Source organism: Streptomyces sp. NPDC053079 (assembly GCF_044546695.1).
Taxonomy (GTDB): Bacteria; Actinomycetota; Actinomycetes; order Streptomycetales; family Streptomycetaceae; genus Streptomyces.
Genome location: NZ_JBITZJ010000002.1, coordinates 1,107,759 through 1,124,735, shown reverse-complemented (window position 1 = coordinate 1,124,735; position 16,977 = coordinate 1,107,759). Strand labels below are relative to the sequence as shown.

Genomic DNA, 16,977 nt, shown 5'->3' with positions numbered 1-16,977 from the left:
CACCCGGTCACATGGGCCGCTGCGGTCGTGTGTAGAGCCATGTGAGCTACAGGCCAGTGCCTGCCACAGGGTTGTCTTCCCACTTGTCGGCGTCGTCGATGTAGCCGAGCAGGGCCTTACTGCCATCCGCCCATCCACCGTGTCGGCCGATCTTCACGATGTCATGGCCAGCCTTCCGGGAGGCGTTCACGAACCCGCGACGCAGGGAGTGGCTCCGCCACCGCCCCTCCAGCTCTGCAGCCTCCATGCTGCGCTCGACGATGTCCGAGGCGGCTTCGGCCGTCATCCGCCCGGATGGGTCGCCGATCGGCTTGCCGCCCCGAAACATCGGTGGCGCCACGCGCCCGTGCCGGTCGATACGGACGAACAGCGGCCCCTCGGTCCGCCCCACCTCAGCCATCGCCATCACCAGGGCGCGGAAGGCCCGTACGGGGCACGTGCTCGGGACGCTCCCGAACGGGATCGCGGTCTGGGTGAACTCTTTCTTCTTCACCCGATAGATCGGGACCTCCAGCCCCTCCTCCACGTCCGTGAAGTCGGGGATGTCGAGCGGCACCAGTTCGGAGCCGCGCCCAGCGACGGCGTAGCCGATGAGCATCAGGGCGGCGTCCCGCTTACCGATCAGCGTGTTGCGGTCCAGAGTCGCGAGGGCCTTCCGGAGTGCGGGCGGCTCGGCGGGCGTGGCCTTGCGCGGTTGAGCGGCCGGGGACTTGGTGAGGGCCAGATGCTCGGCGTAGCCGCGCAGGACCATGCGGGCGGCCTTAGTCTCCGGTGGAGTGTGGCCGGCCAGGCGGTGAGCGGTACGGATCGCGGACAGCGCGCGCTCGATCGCTGTGACGGAATAGGTGCGGCCGGTCCGCGGGCGGATGGTCCGCGTGCACCAGGCGGTGTACTCGACGACGGTCTCCGCGGTGGCCGGCAGGGAGCGGCGCCCGACGCTTGTGCACCATTCGGTGAAGCGGGCCCAGTCTCCGGCGTAGTTGCGGCGGGTGGAGGTCGCGGTCCCAGCCGCGATGGCGTCCCGGGCTTCCTGGGACAGGTGGGTGTCGATCGTCGATTCGACTGCGATGGGCGGCGCGGATGCTGCGGGGAGGATCTCGCCGGTCACACTAACTCCCTTGCTGGCTCCAGAGAATAAACATTATCAGGAGCCAGGGCGGAATTGCCTGAATCCAGCCCTCCATCAACCGCATAGGCGTCCTCCCCCGCCTTGAGCGCGGCGACCAACTCGACCGCTTCCCGCCCGTACCGCACCTGCTCGGCGGACGTCATCAGCACTGGCGCTCACCCAACGGCGGCTGCTACTACTCGTCGACCTGGTCGACAAGCCCGAGCAATGCGCGTGCCGGTTCCGTGCCCAGTCTTCCGTCCGTCCGAAGCGCCAGCCGATGCCCCAGCCCGAACCGCTTCCGCGCCAGACGTCCGACCAGTTCCGTCAGCACCGCGTCCGGGGACACTGGCCCCCACCACTCCCCGCCAAGCTGCACCGCTCCCTTCTCCGCCGCCCCCAGTCCGTACAAGGCGACGTCGTCTGCCAGCGGCAGACCGAGTTCCAGCAGCCGCCCATGTACCACCTCCACCTCCGTGACATGTGCGTCCAGAGCAGCAAGCAGACGCTCCATGGCGTTCTGCACACTCCTGGCAGCCTGTGCGGCCTTCCTGCGACTCCGATCGAGCCGCAGGATCAACTCCTCCAGCTCGACCACATGCGGCTCCTCTGTGGTCAACCGCGCCGCCCGAGCGGCCTCCTGTGCGGCCTTCCGCTTACGCATCTCTGACACCCGAGCATGCAGACGCGCCTGCTGCCGATCGATGTCCCGCAGCGTGTCCGGGCTGGCGTTGCCCGACTCCAACCGCTCCACGTCTGCGCGAAGCTTCGCAATCTGTTCCTCGACACCCGCGATTTCAGTGTCAGTGATGTTGTGGGACACGGTCATACCGAACTCCTTGACATCGTTGTCAGACCGGCCAGTCGTGCGAGTGTGCAGGTTGAGGTTGTGGAGCTTCTGGACATGGCGCCGAGCGAGTCCGGCCTTGCGTGCGGCGTTGAGTTCGTCTCGCTGTTGACGGTCGTTTTGGATCTTGCGTCGTGCAGCTTCAATGCGTTCACGGACTATGTCATCGACGTTCATGCGGCCTTCTCGTGGTGGCGGTCGGTCAGTGGAGGGGCTGAGTGTTAGTACGGCCTGGCGTTGGTGCGGTCAGGCGCTGGTGTGGCTGTCAGCGTTGCGACGGCCTGGGGTTGCACGGTCTGTTGGTACGGCCCCGCCTTCCACACCTTCTGGTTGACCTGGGGATACGGCCCCTCGCCTTCTCCCTCATCTACTCCTCGTCTTCTGTTCCTTCGAACGCTTTCGAAGGTGCGGCTAACTAGAAGTGGAGGAGAAGATGAGGAGAAGTCGCGGGGTGGAAAACAGCAGGTCAGAAGGAAGATGGGGAAGATGCGGAGCGCGTATAAGGAGGAATCATCCATCGGCATCCCCCGCGGTCGGGGCGGAGCCAGGTAGGCGCCAGACCCAATGGGCGTTGTGGACGCCGGCGGGCTTGTGGCTCTGGACGTTCAGCTTCTTCTTCGCTTCCCGGAGTGCGTTGGGGGAGATGCCCGCTCCTCGGGCCGCGGCCTGGACGTCCTTCGGTGTGGCCTCGCCGCCGCGTGCGGGGTCAATCAGGTAGTCCTCTAGCCATTCGACAGCCTCGCTTCTCTCCACGCGGTCCACGCCTCCGACGGCGTTCTCGTCGCGCATGACGTCCCGGACGGAGGTGTTCGTCTCGGGGCCAAGCGCGAAGCGAGAGACGTACGAGGGCCCCTCTTCGGTGTCCACGGCGCAGGGTTGGATCACATAGGTGTGTGACGGCAGTCCGAGCCGACCGAGGTTGTTCTTCTCCAGCGACATCACGAACTGTTTCTCGCCGTCCTCGGTGTCCCTCTCGGCGAAGGCGATGAGCGAGCGGATGAGCTGGCCGAAGGCACCAGATCCGGCGACGCGCGCGAGGGGGTCGGCGGCTCCGGCCTTCGTGAAGTGCGCCAGGCCGAGGATGGTGAAGTGGTACCGGTCGGCAGCAGCAACAAGCGGTTCGAGGGCTTGGCGGACCTCGGCTGCTCGGTAGTCGTTGATGTTCTTGTCGATGAGCGAGAGAAGGGGATCGGCGACGACGAGGGCGACGCTGTACGCCTCGGCGGCCTTCCCGAGGAGTGATGTGTCGATGGGCAGGGTCAGGCGGGCGTGGGGCTCGTTGTCGTCCCTGACGTCGATGCGGAAGACGAGGTCCAGGTCCGCGCCGGCCGCGATGAGGCGGGGGGCGATGGTGTACGTCCAGGAGTCCTCTGCCGCCGCGTAGATGACGCCGCGTGGCTTGCCGAGGAGTTCGCCGGGCAGGGTGCCGGTGGTGATGCGAGCGGTCATCCAGACGGCGAACTGTGACTTCCCTAGCCCTGGGCCGCCCGCGGCGATGGCGAGCGAGTACATGGGGATGCGGCCGTGTGATGTGGGCGCGGCCCCGTTGGGGGTGGTGTCCCATAGCCATCGAACGGGCTTGATCTTAATCTTTGAGGCGGGCGTGAGAACCAGTTCACGTGGGGCGGCGCCGTCTGGCAGCGCCTCATCCGGTGGTGGCTCGTCAGGCCATGGGGTGTCATCGGCGGCCCGCGGCTGTGGGACGGGCGTGGTGCTCAGCAGCCGCACCGCCGGGTCAACCTCCGGCGGTGCGGCCATGTCGTCGTACGTGGTCAAGCTCTGTTCTCCTGACCGGGTGTCGCACTGCGCTGAAGGTCGACCTGCCCGTCGTTGATCAGGTGGCGGTACCAACCAGGTCGCCCGGGGATGGCGACGGGGGGCCAACCGGGCGATGCCCTGACGACGTGTACCGGCTTGATCTGTGCACGTCGGGCGCGGAGTTCGTCGGCAGTGAGCCGACGGGCGAGCGCCGGAGCGATTGCGCGGGCGGCGGCGTTCGCCTCCTCGGTGACGATCGAGTACCAGCGGTCCGGGTCCTCGTCGAGAAGCCGGTCCAACCACAACTCATGGGCCCGGCGGCGGCGCCACAGTTCGGCGGCCTCGATGATGGCGGCGGCGCGCCGGGGGTCCTCAGCACGGAGCTGGACCCAAGCGGGGCTCCCGTACTCCGGCGCCTCGGCGACGCCGAGGGCGGTGTGCTGCTGCTCCGCCCACAGGCCCGTGATGTCTCCTGCGGTGGCGTTCTCCGGTACCGCTCGCAGGGGGCGCCCCCGCCCTGCGAGCGAGCGGGGACGGAGGTCTTGGCCGGTCACTGGGCAGCCTCGGCTTCGGCGAGGCTGAACAACTCCCGGACTCGCGAGGTGACGCCTGCGGGGTCTCCGGTCCGGATGACGAGACTTCGCACGATCCGGTATAGCTCGGCCTGGTCACCTTCGCTGGCGGCGATGAGGTCGTCCAGCTGCTCCACCGCCTGATCAACGGCTTGGGTGGCCTCCGGGGCGAGGGTGCGGCGGGCGTGCAGCAGGGTCTCCACCGCAGGCAGGCCGGGCGGGACGATGAGGACCGGCCGGCCTTCGAGTTCGACGTGGAGAGGGACGCCGCCGAGCAGATCGGCACCGGGGCCAGCTTCGACCTTGAGGACGCCGTGGATGCCGAGGAAGACATCCAGCGCCCTCATTTCCGCGGTGGCGGGCGTGATCGCCGTGGGCCAGGTTGCCGGGCGCTGCTGGGGGTCAGCGTGCTCACTGGCGATCTCTGAGGCGACCGTGAGATTCTGCATGTGCGTCCTCATTTCTGAGCGATTGACCCCGGGTCGCTGCCAGGCGATGAGCCCGGGGCTTTGTCGTGGACGTGGGCCGCCAGTGGGATTGCCGTCCTGCTGGCGGCCGTCGAGCTTTAGGCGGCGAGGGGCCGCCGAGGCGCTGGTACCGGAGCGGGCCGCAGGAGCACTCGAAGGCGCGCCTGCTGCTCGGCACTGAGAGGCGGGGCGGCATCGACAAGATCAGCGATGCTTTGCCAGTAGGCCGCTTCGTACCCGTTGCCCAGTTCGCGCGCAATGCGGGCCCGTTCGGCGGCCCTCACGCGACCTCCACCTTCTGGCCCTGGTCGGGACTGCGGACTCCCAGGACGTCAGCGAGGAGCAGTGCATGTACCCCGCGAGGGGCGCTCTTGCCCTGCTCCCAGCGATAAACCGTTGATGGGCTACAACCGATCGCGTCGGCAATCTCCCACAGCGTCAGGTGCCGGCTCTTTCGCAGGTCGCGAGCCTCACCGTTTGCGACCAGACAGCGCACGGCGCTAATTCGCCGAAGGTCATCGGGACTCATGCAAGAAGTACAGCATTCCGAGGCCCGTTGCGCAACGCTTCTACGCACGTTGTGAAACGCTCCCGCTCCGTTGAGGAACGAACTATGGCAGCGTTGCGCAACGCCGATGCAAGCGTGATGATGGCCGCATGCCTCTTACCCACCACGCCGCCTACATCAAGGGACCCCAGCCGATCGAAGGGGCCGAGGGCCTGGCGTCGGTCGAGGTCTCGTTCGTGCCAGCAGATCAGTCCGATCTCCTGATCACCTGGCAGTACGTGTATCGCGAAGGCGAAGCCATGCAGCCCTGCGGCTTCAAGGTCGAGCCGGCCCCGGGAGTGGCTGCAGGGTCTCGCCAGCAAGTCGGCGCTACGGTCGTCCGAGAACTTCCCCTGGCCCGTCTGGAGCGCGCCGCCAGGGGCCTCTTTGAGTTCTCATACAGGGGCCCACGAGAAGGCGTAGTCCGCATGGGCAAGCAGGACGCTGCCACCATCTCCGAGGCCGCCCAAGCCATGGTCCGCGAGCTTCATCCGGATCTCGACGAAATGGCCGGCGCGGGCGCTGCTCGCCGCTGGAAGCGACTCGTGCGCCTGGCGGAAGTCGTCCAGGAGTATCAGATGGCGCTGGCGAGGGGTGATAAGTCGCCAGCGGCGACGGTTGCCGAGGCCCGGGGCGTAGCACCGGCCACCGTGCGCAGTTGGGTGCATCAAGCGCGTAAGGAAGGCTTCGACACGGTCGTGGACCTGAACGAGTTCACTCACCTCTTCCCTGGCGTCATCGAACGCGTCGTCGTCAATACGGACCGTCCAGGCGAACCCCAGGCAATCTTGTCCGTGAGCGACAACAGCAAGCCCCACAGCACCCAGGGCGGGATGCCTGGCGGTTCAGACACCTGAGCACGACAGACGGAAGGGCCTGCACCTATCAGCGCAGGCCCTTCGTCGCGATCAGGAGACGGGGGTCTTCCACTCGATCGCGACGGCCCGCGGATCGAAGTACGTGGTGCTCACGCCCGGCTTGTATCCCGGCGGCCGGCCTCGCCGCGCTGGCAGGATCCGTACCGTCATGAGGGCATCGACGATCGCCCGCCGCTTGTCCAGGTGGTAGGTCGGCCACTGCTTCTCGATCTCGTCCGTCCCGAGGGGAAGCGCGCCCAGTACGGAGCCCTTGGCAAGGGCGGCCATCTCCGCCTCAAGCTTCTCTAGCCGTTTACGCGTCAGCGCCGTTCCGTCAAGCATCTGCTGGCGGGTGATGAGGTCATCGACGTAGTCAGCCGCGAGACCGTCCAGCTTGGCGCGTAGCGCATTCGCAGCGGCCGCAAGGTCCTCGCGCTTCCCCTTCTCCGGCGGAGGCGGGAGAAGGAGTTCCACGGCGTCCGGGCGCTGGAGGCGATCGATCGCGACTCGCTCGACGTACTCGTCGAGCGGTCCCGAGACCCGCGTTACGTGACCACCGGAGCGACACCGGTAGGCCGGCACGTGTTCGTGACCGCTGCCCTTCCCCGAGGTGGAGCAGCGCATGGTCTCCGGGCACAGTGCCATCTCGCACTCGCCGGGATTGTCCTCGCAGTCGTGGCCAGGGCGATCGGGGTCCTGGGCTGTCTGGCAGACCAGCGTTCCGCAGAAGTAGAGGCCCGATCCGAGCCAGACGCGCGCGTTTCCTGGCGTGGTTCGGCGCTCCGGGTTCATCAGAATGTCCCTGCAGGCCCGCCACTTCTCTTCAGCGACGATGGGCGCCCACGCGGCCCGGCCGACGATCTCACCCTTGTGCTCCATCAGCCCGGCGTTCCGGGGCCTCAGTAGCAGGCCCCGCAGTTCCTCGGGCGCCCATTCCTTTGACTCCGGCTCGCCGCGGGTGCCGTCTTCCTGCTTGTACCGGCGCGCGACCGTCCGAACCTCTTTGGCCGCCCAGTACCGGCAGATGGACCGGAGCGAGTCACCGGCGATGACGGCGTCCGTTGCCTTCTCCGTGTACCAGGCTTCGGACTCGATCGCGTTGTTGGCGGCCGTACCGCACGCCAGGCACTCGCGCTCCAAAGAGAAGCCCTGGCCGCCGGGGCAGTTTGAGCACTCCAGGGTTCTCGGTGTGACCCCATCCGCTTCGTAGCCGAACGGACGGGGGCCGCCCCGGTACGTGCCTTCGCGGACGTTGTCGGCCTTCGCATCGCGGACCCGTTCGGCGATCTCCTCCGACTCCTCCTGGGCGTCGATGGCGGCACGTCGGGCCTGGGCCCGTCCCTCAGCCGTGTTGAGGTTGTAGCGGCCGGCCTTGATGGTGTCGATGGCGATGTCCCGTTCTTCCGCCAGGTCGAGGAAGGCAAAAGCGTCACGCCAGTTGCGTTGCAGCCGCTTTACCGACAGAGCGAGGACGGCGTCAGCCTCCCCGGTTCGAAGCATCTCAAGGAGGCGCTGGTACTTGGGGCGAGGCTTGCCGGAGTATGCCGACACGTCGTTCTCGACCAGGACCGCGACGACATCCCACTCGTTCCGGTCGGCGCGTTCACGGCATACCTTCTCTTGGCGGGCCACTCCCCACCGCTTGCCCTCTCGGTCGTCGCTGATGCGGCAGAGGATCACCACTCGGCGACGGGGGCGCTGAGCCTGCGTCGTGGTCATGGGAAGACGGTAGCGCGCTAAAAGCGTCTTGCTCTAGTCATTGACAGGTCGAACCCCGAACCGCTCTTGGGCACGGATGCCGGGCTCAGCCCCACGGTCAGCTTCTTCTGCGGCCACTGGGCCCCGGAGTTCACCACCGCGGCGCGCACCCGGTCCCTGCTCTCGACCAGGCTCTTGTCGGGCAGCCCCACCAGCGTGAAGGCGGCCACTCCGGGCTCGAGGTCGGCCTGGACCTCGACCACCACCCCTTCGACCCCGACCAGGGTCACCGAGCACGTACGGGCGAAGCCCATCAGGCCACCCCCTTGACGTGCTCGACGAGGGGCGCACCTCGGTCGGGCACCACCACGCCCACCAGGTCGATCCGCACGCCCCCCGGCGGCGCACCGCCGTGCCGGGCCAGCCAGTGCCCGGCGAGCCGCCGCAGCCGGTCGGCCTTGCCGGCCCGGACCGCTGCCATCGGATGTTCGTACGACCCCTGTCGCCGGGCCTTGACCTCACAGATGACCAGGACGTCGCCGTCCAGCGCCACGATGTCGATCTCGCCCGCGCGGCACCGCCAATTGCGGGCAAGCACGGTCATTCCAGCCTCGGTCAGCCTCCGCACCGCCAGGTTCTCCCCGTAGCGGCCGAGTCCCCCTCGGGCGTTCATCGGCACCACCTCCGGTGCCGACTATGGAGCCCCCGCCGATCGCTATGGGATCTTGGTGGACAACCGGTGGAATGTGGACAACTTCGTCACCCACACGCGCCACACGGGACTCATGTCCCCACAGGACTCATGTCCCCGGAAGGTCCAGATCGCTCTTGTTGAGCTCCTCGATGTTCACGTCCTTGAACGTGAGCACCCGCACCTGCTTCACGAAGCGCGCGGGCCGGTACATGTCCCACACCCAGGCGTCCGCCATCGAGACCTCGAAGAAGACCTCGCCCTGCACGGAGTGCACCTGCATCTCGTAGTCGTTCGTGAGATAGAAGCGCCGCTCGGTCTCGATCACGTATTTGAACAGACCGACGACGTCGCGGTACTCCCGGTAGAGCTTCAGCTCCATCTCGGTCTCGTACTTTTCGAGGTCCTCGGCGCTCATGGCATGTTCCCCTTCAGCCGTGCGTCCCCCCATTGTGCGTCAGGCGCGCTCAGTCTCCAGGAGCACCGGCGTACTCGGGGGTCCCTCGTCGAGCAGCGTACGCAGCAGCTCGGCGAGCCTGGTCGGGTACACCGTCTCACGGGTGGCGAACAGTTCTTCGCAGGTCCACCAACGCAGTCCCGTGACGCTGCGCCGCTCCAGCTCCGTACCGCCACCGGTCCAGGCGGGCGTCTGCGCGGTACGGGCGAGGTAATACCGTTCGTCCTGGTCCCAGCGCCGGCCGTCGAAGGGGAAGGAACAGGTCCGCGTCCACAGCACCGGGCCCAGCTCGACGTCCGTGATCCCGGTCTCCTCGGCCAGTTCACGGCGCGCCGCCTCCTCCCAGCCCTCGTCGCCCTCCAGCCCGCCGCCCGGGGTGAACCACCAGGTGAGCGTCGGGTCGCCGGGCTCGAAGCCGTGCATCAGCAGCACGCGGTCGGCAGGGTCGAGCAGGATCACCCGCGCGGCCCGGCGCAGGCCGCCGCCGATCGCACCGGAGTCAGCCATGGGGCACCGCCGCCTTCCCACGGCCCGCGAGCCGCCGTGCCAGCGGCCCGTACGCCGCACCTCCCAGGATGAGCACGGCACCCACGACGGCGCACGTCACGATCAGCGGCAGCGGCCCGGGCCGGGACGTGCCGCCGGGCAGGGAGTCGAACGCGCCGGGCCGCTCGATCATGCCCCAGCCGGACAGCGGCCAGGCCTTGGCGTCCACGCGCGCCCGTACCGCGTCGCGCGGCACCGTGCCCTGGCCGCCGTCGGTCATATGGGTGCGGGAGTCCACCGAGGTGATGCGGTGGTCGCCCAGGAGGAAGAGCCGGTCCGGGGGCACGGTGGCGGAGAAGCCGCTGGGCGAGGCCTGGCCGGGGGTGTGGAGATAGGGCTCCTCGACGGCCACGCCGTTGATCGTCAGCCGGCCCTGCCGGTCGCAGCACTCGACCTTGTCGCCGCCGATGCCGACGACGCGCTTGATCATCGGATCGTTGCCCCAGACCCGGTCCTCGAAGACGACGACGTCCCCGCGCCGCACCTCGCCGCCCGCTATCCGCTGGGCGAGAACCCGGTCGCCGATCCCGATGGTGGGCGCCATCGAGTCGGTCGGGACGGTGAAGGGCCGGTACAGGAACGCGGCCCAGGCGAAGGAGCCGAGGAAGAGCACACAGCCGACGGCCACGGCCAGCCCGGACAGTGCTCTGCCCGCGCGGCCGTGGCCGTCCTCGTCCCGCTCCATGTCGCGCATGTCCGTCCCCCGCGCCGCGTCAGGATCCACCGGGCGCGGACCGCACCCGGTGGAAGTCGGATTCCGAATGCCCAGGGGCATGGAATCGCACACTACCCGGCGGTAGGACGTCAGTCAGCCCCTCGTCGCGGCCTTCGTCACGGCCTTCGTCTCGGCCTTCGTCGCAGCCTGCTCCTCCAGCGCGCGCCGGCTGCGGCTGCGGCGCCAGAGCACCAGCGGCACCGCGCCCGCGAGCCCGAGCGCGGGCGGCGCCACCGCGGCCGCCGCGCTCAGCCCCGGCTGGTCGAAGGTGGACGGCACCGGCAGAGTGGACCAGCGGTTCACCGGCCAGGCCACGACGATCGCGCGCCCGACGACCTCGTCCTCGGAGACCGTGCCCTGGAACTTGTCGAGGTCCTGGTGGTAGCGCGAGTCGAGGGAGTCCTGGCGGTGGTCGCCCATCACCCAGATGCGGCCGTCCGGGACCTTGATCGGGCCGAAGGGCTTGTCACCGCAGGGGGTGTTGCCCGGGAAGATGTACGGCTCGTTCAGCGCCTTGCCGTTGACCGTCACCGGTTCGTTGTTGCCCTTGCACTCCACCGTGTCGCCGCCGACCGCGATGACCCTCTTGATCAGGTCCTTCTCCTCCGCGGAGGGCATCAGACCGATGAAACTGAGCACCTTCTGGACGGCGCCGGCCACCGGACCGTTGTCGGTGGTGGCCGTCTCGCCCAGCCAGCCGCCCGGATCGTGGAAGACGACGACCTCGCCGCGCTCGGGCTTCGACCCGAACCACGGCGTCAGCTTGTCCACCAGCACCCGGTCACCGCGCTGGAGGGTGTTCTGCATCGACTCGGAGGGAATCGAGAACGCCTGCACCAGGAACGTCTTGATGATCAGCGCGAGCAGCAGGGCGATGCCGACCAGGATCGGCAGTTCCTTCCAGAAGGATCGTTGCTTCTTGGGCTCCCTCGTACGCGGCTCCGAACCGCCCGCTCCCCCGGCGCCCGCCTCGGGCGTCACGGTCGCGGCGCCCGGCTCCGCGGCGGGTCCGTCGGTCGCCTGGGACCTGGCCTCCTCGGGCGCGACGCCCGCGGACTCTCCGGACGACTGCCCGAGCGCCTCGTCCGTCCGCCCGGGCCGCTTCTCGGGCTCTCCGTGACCGGAACGCGCGCCGACCGCCAAATCCCCCACATCCACTCCTCACTCCACGCTGCCGCCTGTCGCACAAACGACGCAGGCCCACCACTCCCATAACGAGCGGGAGTTCCGCAGGGGTCGGGAGCCGGATCAACCCTTCTTGATCCGTGGAGGACACACTATGCGGCGAAGCGTCCGCACGCGTCCCCGTCTGCGGCGCGTCCCGTACCGAAGCGAAGGGCTCCGGTTCCGACAGCCCCTTCCAGTGCCCCACCGGCCATGCGACGACCACCGCACGCCCCACCACCAGGTCTTCCGCGATCGTGCCCTGGCCCTTCTCGTCCAGGTGATAGCGCGAATCCGCCGAGTCCGAACGGTGGTCCCCCATGACGAAGAGCCGGCCGGCCGGCACCTTCACCTCGAACTTCAGCTGCGAGGGCGGATTGCCCGGATGGACGTACGGCTCGAGCAGGGGCGTCCCGTTGACCGTGACCCTGCCGTCGTTGTCGCAACACTTGACCGTATCCCCGCCGGTGCCGACCACACGTTTGATCAGGTCCTGCTCGTCGGCCGAGGGCAGCAGGCCGATGAAGGCCAGCAGCTGCTTCGCCTGCTTGATCCCCACCGGGTCCCGGCCCCCGTACGACTGCTCCCCGTCCAGCCAGCCCCCCGGGTCCTTGAAGACCACCACGTCGCCCCGCTCCGGCCGGGTCCCGAACCACGGCGTCAGCTTGTCCACCAGCACGCGGTCGCCGATCTGGATGGTCTGTTCCATCGAGCCCGACGGGATGACGAACGCCTGTAGGAGGAAGGTCTTCAGCACCAGGGCGATCAGCAGGGCCACGCCTATGAGGATCGGCACCTCCTTGGCGGCCGACCGGCGCTGCCGGCGCCGCTTGATCCGCGTCGCCGCCTTCCGCCGGGCCGCCCGGCCACCGGCCGGGGGCGGCGACGCCGGCCCCGCCCCGGAGCCCCTGCGGTGCCCCGCCGGAGCCGTACCGGCCTCCGCGGTACGCGCGGAGGCATCCGCGTCCATCCGGGCCCGGGCGCCCGCGTCGGTCCGGGCATGGGCACCGGCGTTCGTCCGTGCATGCGCACCGGCGCCCGTACGGGCCTCCGCATCCGTCCGCGCCTCCGTACGCCCCCGGCTACCCATGCGGGCCGCCGAGGTGACCCCCGCCCGCGCCGTGGCCCGGATCGCCCGGATCCGGTACGTCGGTGAACGCACCCGGCCGCTTGAGCGAGGTCATCCGGCCCAGGGGCCAGCCGATCCAGTCGGCACGGCCGATGACATGGTCCAGCGGGACCGTGCCACCCCCGGGCTCGCCCAAGTGGTCACGGGAGTCACGGGAGTCACTGCGATGGTCACCCATGACCCATAGCTTGCCCTCCGGCACCACGATGTCGAACGGCACTTGGGAAGGTTCGTCACCGGGGAACAGATAGTCCTCGAGCACCGGCCGGCCGTTGACCTCCAGCCGCCCGCGCTTGTCGCAGCACCGGACCCGGTCGCCGCCGACGCCCACGACCCGCTTGATGTAGTCGGTCGCCGCCGGCCGCATCAGCCCGACGGACGACGCGCCCTTGCGCACCAGCGCGGCCACCGGGTTCTCGGCCGGCCTGGTCTGGACGAACGAGTCGGTGCCGTCGAAGACGATCACATCGCCCCGGTGCGGCTCGTTACCGAAGCGGTAGGCGAGCTTGTTGACCAGTACCCGGTCGCCGATCTGAAAGGTGCTCTTCATCGATCCACTGGGGATCAGAAAAGGCTGCACAACGTAGCTGCTGACCAGAAGCACGAAGACCAAACAGACGATCAGCAACAGCCCGGCCCGGCGCAGCGGGCCGCCGCCGGCCAGCCACTGCCGCGCACGGGCGGGAAAACGCGCGGAGCGCGACCGCCGTCCCTCCCCCTCGTCGGGGTCGGGAGAGCGGTCGCGCTCCGGAAGCTGTGCGAGCTGTGCGTCGGTGTCCATCGGACCGAAAGCCTATCCGGCCGGTCCTGGACTCCGGCGAGAAGCTCAGTTGTCGCGCTTCTCCTTGATCTTCGCGGCCTTGCCGCGGAGCTCACGGAGGTAGTACAGCTTGGCGCGACGGACGTCACCGCGGGTCACGAGCTCGATCTTCTCGAAGATCGGGCTGTGCACCGGGAAGGTGCGCTCGACGCCGACGGAGAAGGAGACCTTGCGGACCGTGAAGGTCTCGCTGACGCCCGCACCCTGGCGGCGGATGACGACACCCTTGAACTGCTGGATGCGGGAGCGGTTGCCCTCGATGACGCGAACGTGGACGTTCACGGTGTCGCCGGGGCGGAAGGCCGGGACGTCGGTGCGCAGGGAGGCGCCGTTGACGTTGTCGAGCAGGGAGGACATGAGCGTCTGCTTCCTCGCCGATGCCACAGGTCATCAGCGGAATTCGTGCCGAAAGTGAAGGGTGCCGAAAGCGCCGGGCGGACGTCGTTCCCCCTGTGGCAGGGGCGTGCGCCGGACGCAAGGCAACGGCTTATTCTTCCACGACCGGGCCCAGACGCCCAAATCGGCCGTCCTCGCCCGGCGCCCAGCCCAGGATCGAGAGCATCTCGCGGTCCTTCTTGTCGAAGGCGGCGGGGTCGGCCCGTTCGATCAGATCCGGCCGGTTCGCGGTCGTGCGCCGGAACGCCTCGTCGCGGCGCCAGCGGGCGATCTTGCCGTGGTGGCCGCTGAGCAGGACATCCGGGATGCCTCGGTCGCGCCACTGCGGCGGCTTGGTGTAGACGGGGCCCTCGAGCAGGTCGGCCATGGCACCGGGCGCGAAGGAGTCGTCGCGGTGCGACTCGGCGTTGCCGAGCACGCCGGGGAGCAGCCGGGCGATGGCCTCGACCATCACCAGGACCGGGGCCTCGCCGCCGGCCAGCACATAGTCGCCGATGGAGACCTCGCGCACGTCGAGGCGGTCGCCGTACTCCTCGATGACGCGGCGGTCGATGCCCTCGTAGCGGGCGGGGGTGAAGACCAGCCAGGGCTTCTCGGAGAGCTCGACGGCGAGCTCCTGCGTGAAGGGCCTACCGCTGGGCGTCGGGACGACGATCACCGGGCGGTCCTCGCCCTGACCGGACTCGATGACCGAATCCAGCGCCTCGCCCCAGGGCTCGGGCTTCATGACCATGCCGGGGCCGCCGCCGTACGGGGTGTCGTCGACGGTGTTGTGCTTGTCGTGGGTCCACTCCCGCAGGTCGTGGACGCGTACGTCCAGCTGACCGCGGGCGCGGGCCTTACCGACGAGCGAGACGTTCAGCGGCTCGAGGTACTCGGGAAAGATCGTGACGACGTCGAGGCGCATTACTCCTGCCCCTCCTCGGCGTCGCGGGAGCTCGCGACCTCGGCCTGGTCGCCGTCGAGCAGGCCGCGCGGCGGGTCGACGACCGCCACCTGCCGGTCCAGGTCGATCTCGGTGACGATCTCGGAGACGAAGGGGATCATCACCTCGCTGCCGTCGGGCCGCTCGACGATGAAGAGGTCCTGCGACGGCAGGTGGGAGATCTCGGTGATCCGGCCGACGGCCGTGCCGTCGACGGTGATGACGTCGAGGTCCATCAGCTGGTGGTCGTAGAACTCCTCGGGGTCCTCGGGAGTCTCGTCCGGGTCCACCTCGGCGATCAGCAGGGTGTTGCGCAGCGCCTCGGCGGCGTTGCGGTCGCTCACGCCCGCGAAGCGCAGCAGCAGCCGGCCGCTGTGGACGCGGCCGGTCTCGATGGTCAGCGGCCCCGTACCCGCGGGGTCGGTGGCCAGCACGGCGCCGGGTCCGAGCCGCAGCTCGGGCTCGTCCGTGCGCACCTCAACCGTGACCTCGCCCTTGATCCCATGGGCGCGGCCGATCCTGCCGACTACGAGCTGCACGCTTTCACTCCGTTGAGAAGTTGAGAAGGGTTGCGGAAAAAGGCTGAGAGCCGGGGGCGTGATGCCCCCGGCTCTCAGTGTCTCGCAACCATCGATCGAGCGACCTCACGACCGACGGCCGCCGCCGCGTGAGCGGTGGCGGCCGGGCCGCACAGGTCAGACCTGGTCGACGTCGACGAGGTCGACGCGGATGCCGCGGCCGCCGAGGGCGCCCACGACGGTGCGCAGTGCGCGCGCGGTGCGGCCGTTGCGACCGATCACCTTGCCGAGGTCATCGGGGTGGACCCGGACCTCCAGCACACGCCCGCGACGCAGGTTGCGCGAGGCTACCTGGACGTCGTCGGGGTTGTCGACGATGCCCTTGACGAGGTGCTCGAGAGCCTCCTCGAGCATGCTCAGGCCTCGGTCGACTCAGCGGACTCGACCTCAGCGGCCTCGTCCTTCTTCTCCGACTTCTTCGCCTTCGGGGTGATGGCCTCACCCTTCGACGCGTCGGCGGCGTTCACGACGGCCTCGAAGAGACCGCTGTGGTCCTTCTTCGGCTCGGCCACGAGCATCGGGGCCGGGGCGGGCAGGCCCTTGAACTTCTGCCAGTCGCCGGTGACCTTGAGGATGGCCAGAACGGGCTCGGTCGGCTGCGCGCCGACGCTCAGCCAGTACTGGGCACGCTCGCTGTCGACCTCGATGCGCGAGGGGTTCTGCACCGGGTGGTACAGGCCGATCTCCTCGATGGCCCGGCCGTCACGGCGGGTACGGGAGTCGGCGACGACGATGCGGTAGTGAGGCGAACGGATCTTGCCCAGACGCTTCAGCTTGATCTTGACTGCCACTGGAGTGGTGTCTCCTGGTCTTGACGTGGTTGGGCACAACGAGATGCCACGTGGGGTTTGCGGTACTCGGGTGCCCGATGGACGCGTCAGCCGGAGGAGAGAGGGGTCCTATGCGACTGTCGAGTACAGCCACTCATTGTGCCACACCGCCACGCGGCCGCCGAACCCTGCCGGCGACCGCTCCGCTCAGCCGACCGAGACGGCCTCGGGGATCCGGAACGGCTGGCCACAGCCGCCGCACATGATCGGCGCCTGGGCGAGCACGGACGGAACGACCCGGACGTTGCGCCCGCACTGGCACACCGCCTTCACCCGGACACCGCCGCCGGAGGAGCCGTGGCGCGCCGCCGGGCCCCGGAAGGTGCGCGAGGTGTCGGCGGTGGTGGCGACCGTGTGGGCCTTCAGGGCGCGCTGGAGTCTGTCGATCGTCGGGCGGTAGCGCTTGCGCGCCTCCGGGTTGAGCACGACGAGCGAGAAACCACTGCTGGGATGCGGCTCCTCGCTGTGGTCGAGCCCGAGCTCCTCGGCGATCGCCAGGAACCGGCGGTTGTGGTAGCGGCCGGCACGAGAGGTGTCGCGGACACCGCGGGCGGCCGCGATGCCGTGCACTGCCTCGTGCAGCAGCCTTTCGAAGGAGAGCTCGGCGCCGCAGGCGGACGACGACTCCCCGATCAACGATTCGGGCGCGGCTAGATCCGGCAGCTCGGGGTGGAACCGCTGAATGTCGGCCCACGCCTGCGCCAGCTCTGCGGCGAGAACAGGTGGTGTCGTGCTCACGTCGTGACAACGAGCGGGCACAGCCCGGTGTTCCGATACCGGGCCATCCCAAATAATTTGCACGTACCAGTCAGTTTCCCGCCTCATACGTCCTGAGGAGGGCGGGTGCGCAGAACTACGGAGAAGGCGGATTA

Annotated in this window: 20 protein-coding genes and 2 pseudogenes; 1 reads left to right on the top strand and 21 read right to left on the bottom strand. The window is 68.8% G+C overall.

What is annotated here, in order from left to right:
• Nucleotides 1-46: 46 nt before the first annotated feature.
• The 6 genes from ACIGXW_RS12395 to ACIGXW_RS12370 form a co-directional block, all read right to left on the bottom strand.
• Complete coding sequence (locus ACIGXW_RS12395) at nt 47-1,108, bottom strand: tyrosine-type recombinase/integrase (protein ID WP_399572414.1); 1,062 nt, start codon at nt 1,106-1,108, stop codon at nt 47-49.
• 196 nt (nt 1,109-1,304) lie between these two features.
• The gene (locus ACIGXW_RS12390) at nt 1,305-2,132 is read right to left on the bottom strand and encodes a hypothetical protein (protein WP_399572412.1); all 828 of its coding nucleotides are present in this window, start codon (nt 2,130-2,132) and stop codon (nt 1,305-1,307) included.
• A 333-nt stretch (nt 2,133-2,465) separates the two neighbouring features.
• Complete coding sequence (locus ACIGXW_RS12385) at nt 2,466-3,731, bottom strand: AAA family ATPase (RefSeq protein WP_399572410.1); 1,266 nt, start codon at nt 3,729-3,731, stop codon at nt 2,466-2,468.
• Nucleotides 3,728-4,267, bottom strand: a complete 540-nt coding sequence (locus ACIGXW_RS12380) for a hypothetical protein (protein ID WP_399572409.1) — start codon at nt 4,265-4,267, stop codon at nt 3,728-3,730. Before ACIGXW_RS12380 ends, ACIGXW_RS12385 begins: the two co-directional genes overlap by 4 nt.
• Complete coding sequence (locus tag ACIGXW_RS12375) at nt 4,264-4,734, bottom strand: hypothetical protein (RefSeq protein ID WP_399572407.1); 471 nt, start codon at nt 4,732-4,734, stop codon at nt 4,264-4,266. The genes ACIGXW_RS12380 and ACIGXW_RS12375 overlap by 4 nt, the downstream gene beginning before the upstream one ends.
• Before the next feature lie 298 nt (nt 4,735-5,032).
• Nucleotides 5,033-5,281 (bottom strand): helix-turn-helix transcriptional regulator, encoded by a 249-nt coding sequence (locus ACIGXW_RS12370; protein WP_399572405.1) that lies wholly within the window; start codon nt 5,279-5,281, stop codon nt 5,033-5,035.
• Nucleotides 5,282-5,409: 128 nt separating this feature from the next.
• On the opposite strand from ACIGXW_RS12370, the gene ACIGXW_RS12365 reads away from it, so the two are divergent.
• Nucleotides 5,410-6,156, top strand: coding sequence for a hypothetical protein (locus ACIGXW_RS12365; protein ID WP_399572403.1), 747 nt, complete (start codon nt 5,410-5,412; stop codon nt 6,154-6,156).
• Nucleotides 6,157-6,207: 51 nt separating this feature from the next.
• Here ACIGXW_RS12365 and ACIGXW_RS12360 read toward each other — a convergent pair whose 3' ends face one another.
• The 15 genes and pseudogenes from ACIGXW_RS12360 to ACIGXW_RS12290 form a co-directional block, all read right to left on the bottom strand.
• Nucleotides 6,208-7,875, bottom strand: coding sequence for a recombinase family protein (locus tag ACIGXW_RS12360; protein WP_399572401.1), 1,668 nt, complete (start codon nt 7,873-7,875; stop codon nt 6,208-6,210).
• A gap of 29 nt (nt 7,876-7,904) precedes the next feature.
• Nucleotides 7,905-8,168: pseudogene (locus ACIGXW_RS12355) on the bottom strand (magnesium chelatase domain-containing protein); the annotation flags it as partial.
• Nucleotides 8,168-8,527 (bottom strand): YraN family protein, encoded by a 360-nt coding sequence (locus ACIGXW_RS12350; RefSeq protein WP_399572399.1) that lies wholly within the window; start codon nt 8,525-8,527, stop codon nt 8,168-8,170. The pseudogene ACIGXW_RS12355 and the gene ACIGXW_RS12350, both read right to left, overlap by 1 nt.
• A gap of 127 nt (nt 8,528-8,654) precedes the next feature.
• Nucleotides 8,655-8,963, bottom strand: coding sequence for a DUF2469 domain-containing protein (locus ACIGXW_RS12345; protein WP_071965846.1), 309 nt, complete (start codon nt 8,961-8,963; stop codon nt 8,655-8,657).
• 39 nt (nt 8,964-9,002) lie between these two features.
• On the bottom strand, nt 9,003-9,509 hold the full coding sequence (locus ACIGXW_RS12340; protein WP_399572397.1) for an NUDIX hydrolase: 507 nt from the start codon (nt 9,507-9,509) through the stop codon (nt 9,003-9,005).
• Nucleotides 9,502-10,242 carry a signal peptidase I gene (gene lepB / locus ACIGXW_RS12335; RefSeq protein WP_399572395.1) on the bottom strand — a complete coding sequence of 247 codons (741 nt, stop codon included), beginning with the start codon at nt 10,240-10,242 and terminating at the stop codon, nt 9,502-9,504. The genes ACIGXW_RS12340 and lepB (ACIGXW_RS12335) overlap by 8 nt, the downstream gene beginning before the upstream one ends.
• Before the next feature lie 114 nt (nt 10,243-10,356).
• A complete protein-coding gene (lepB, locus tag ACIGXW_RS12330; RefSeq protein WP_399572393.1) occupies nt 10,357-11,406 on the bottom strand; it encodes a signal peptidase I in 1,050 nt (349 codons plus the stop codon).
• Nucleotides 11,297-12,397: pseudogene (gene lepB / locus ACIGXW_RS12325) on the bottom strand (signal peptidase I); the annotation flags it as partial. The pseudogene lepB (ACIGXW_RS12325) and the gene lepB (ACIGXW_RS12330), both read right to left, overlap by 110 nt.
• A gap of 112 nt (nt 12,398-12,509) precedes the next feature.
• The gene (gene lepB, locus ACIGXW_RS12320; protein ID WP_399572391.1) at nt 12,510-13,337 is read right to left on the bottom strand and encodes a signal peptidase I; all 828 of its coding nucleotides are present in this window, start codon (nt 13,335-13,337) and stop codon (nt 12,510-12,512) included.
• Between the two features lie 45 nt (nt 13,338-13,382).
• Complete coding sequence (rplS, locus tag ACIGXW_RS12315; RefSeq protein ID WP_071961628.1) at nt 13,383-13,733, bottom strand: 50S ribosomal protein L19; 351 nt, start codon at nt 13,731-13,733, stop codon at nt 13,383-13,385.
• Between the two features lie 130 nt (nt 13,734-13,863).
• Entirely contained in the window at nt 13,864-14,679 is an 816-nt protein-coding gene (gene trmD / locus ACIGXW_RS12310; protein ID WP_399572389.1) for a tRNA (guanosine(37)-N1)-methyltransferase TrmD, read from the bottom strand.
• Entirely contained in the window at nt 14,679-15,236 is a 558-nt protein-coding gene (rimM, locus tag ACIGXW_RS12305; protein ID WP_399572387.1) for a ribosome maturation factor RimM, read from the bottom strand. Before rimM ends, trmD begins: the two co-directional genes overlap by 1 nt.
• Before the next feature lie 156 nt (nt 15,237-15,392).
• Nucleotides 15,393-15,629, bottom strand: coding sequence for an RNA-binding protein (locus tag ACIGXW_RS12300; protein ID WP_360915465.1), 237 nt, complete (start codon nt 15,627-15,629; stop codon nt 15,393-15,395).
• Between the two features lie 2 nt (nt 15,630-15,631).
• Nucleotides 15,632-16,066: a 30S ribosomal protein S16 gene (gene rpsP, locus ACIGXW_RS12295; protein WP_399572385.1), complete on the bottom strand. Its 435-nt coding sequence runs from the start codon at nt 16,064-16,066 to the stop codon at nt 15,632-15,634.
• Between the two features lie 186 nt (nt 16,067-16,252).
• Complete coding sequence (locus ACIGXW_RS12290) at nt 16,253-16,843, bottom strand: hypothetical protein (protein ID WP_360915459.1); 591 nt, start codon at nt 16,841-16,843, stop codon at nt 16,253-16,255.
• Between the last annotated feature and the right edge of the window lie 134 nt (nt 16,844-16,977).

Bases quoted from the DNA above. Each gene is read 5' to 3' on its own strand.
- ACIGXW_RS12390 (WP_399572412.1), bottom strand. From the start codon at position 2,132: ATGAACGTCGATGACATAGTCCGTGAACGCATTGAAGCTGCACGACGC.
- ACIGXW_RS12375 (WP_399572407.1), bottom strand. From the start codon at position 4,734: ATGCAGAATCTCACGGTCGCCTCAGAGATCGCCAGTGAGCACGCTGAC.
- ACIGXW_RS12370 (WP_399572405.1), bottom strand. From the start codon at position 5,281: ATGAGTCCCGATGACCTTCGGCGAATTAGCGCCGTGCGCTGTCTGGTC.
- ACIGXW_RS12365 (WP_399572403.1), top strand. From the start codon at position 5,410: ATGCCTCTTACCCACCACGCCGCCTACATCAAGGGACCCCAGCCGATC.
- ACIGXW_RS12360 (WP_399572401.1), bottom strand. From the start codon at position 7,875: ATGACCACGACGCAGGCTCAGCGCCCCCGTCGCCGAGTGGTGATCCTC.
- ACIGXW_RS12350 (WP_399572399.1), bottom strand. From the start codon at position 8,527: ATGAACGCCCGAGGGGGACTCGGCCGCTACGGGGAGAACCTGGCGGTG.
- ACIGXW_RS12345 (WP_071965846.1), bottom strand. From the start codon at position 8,963: ATGAGCGCCGAGGACCTCGAAAAGTACGAGACCGAGATGGAGCTGAAG.
- ACIGXW_RS12340 (WP_399572397.1), bottom strand. From the start codon at position 9,509: ATGGCTGACTCCGGTGCGATCGGCGGCGGCCTGCGCCGGGCCGCGCGG.
- lepB (WP_399572395.1), bottom strand. From the start codon at position 10,242: ATGCGCGACATGGAGCGGGACGAGGACGGCCACGGCCGCGCGGGCAGA.
- lepB (WP_399572391.1), bottom strand. From the start codon at position 13,337: ATGGACACCGACGCACAGCTCGCACAGCTTCCGGAGCGCGACCGCTCT.
- rplS (WP_071961628.1), bottom strand. From the start codon at position 13,733: ATGTCCTCCCTGCTCGACAACGTCAACGGCGCCTCCCTGCGCACCGAC.
- trmD (WP_399572389.1), bottom strand. From the start codon at position 14,679: ATGCGCCTCGACGTCGTCACGATCTTTCCCGAGTACCTCGAGCCGCTG.
- ACIGXW_RS12300 (WP_360915465.1), bottom strand. From the start codon at position 15,629: ATGCTCGAGGAGGCTCTCGAGCACCTCGTCAAGGGCATCGTCGACAAC.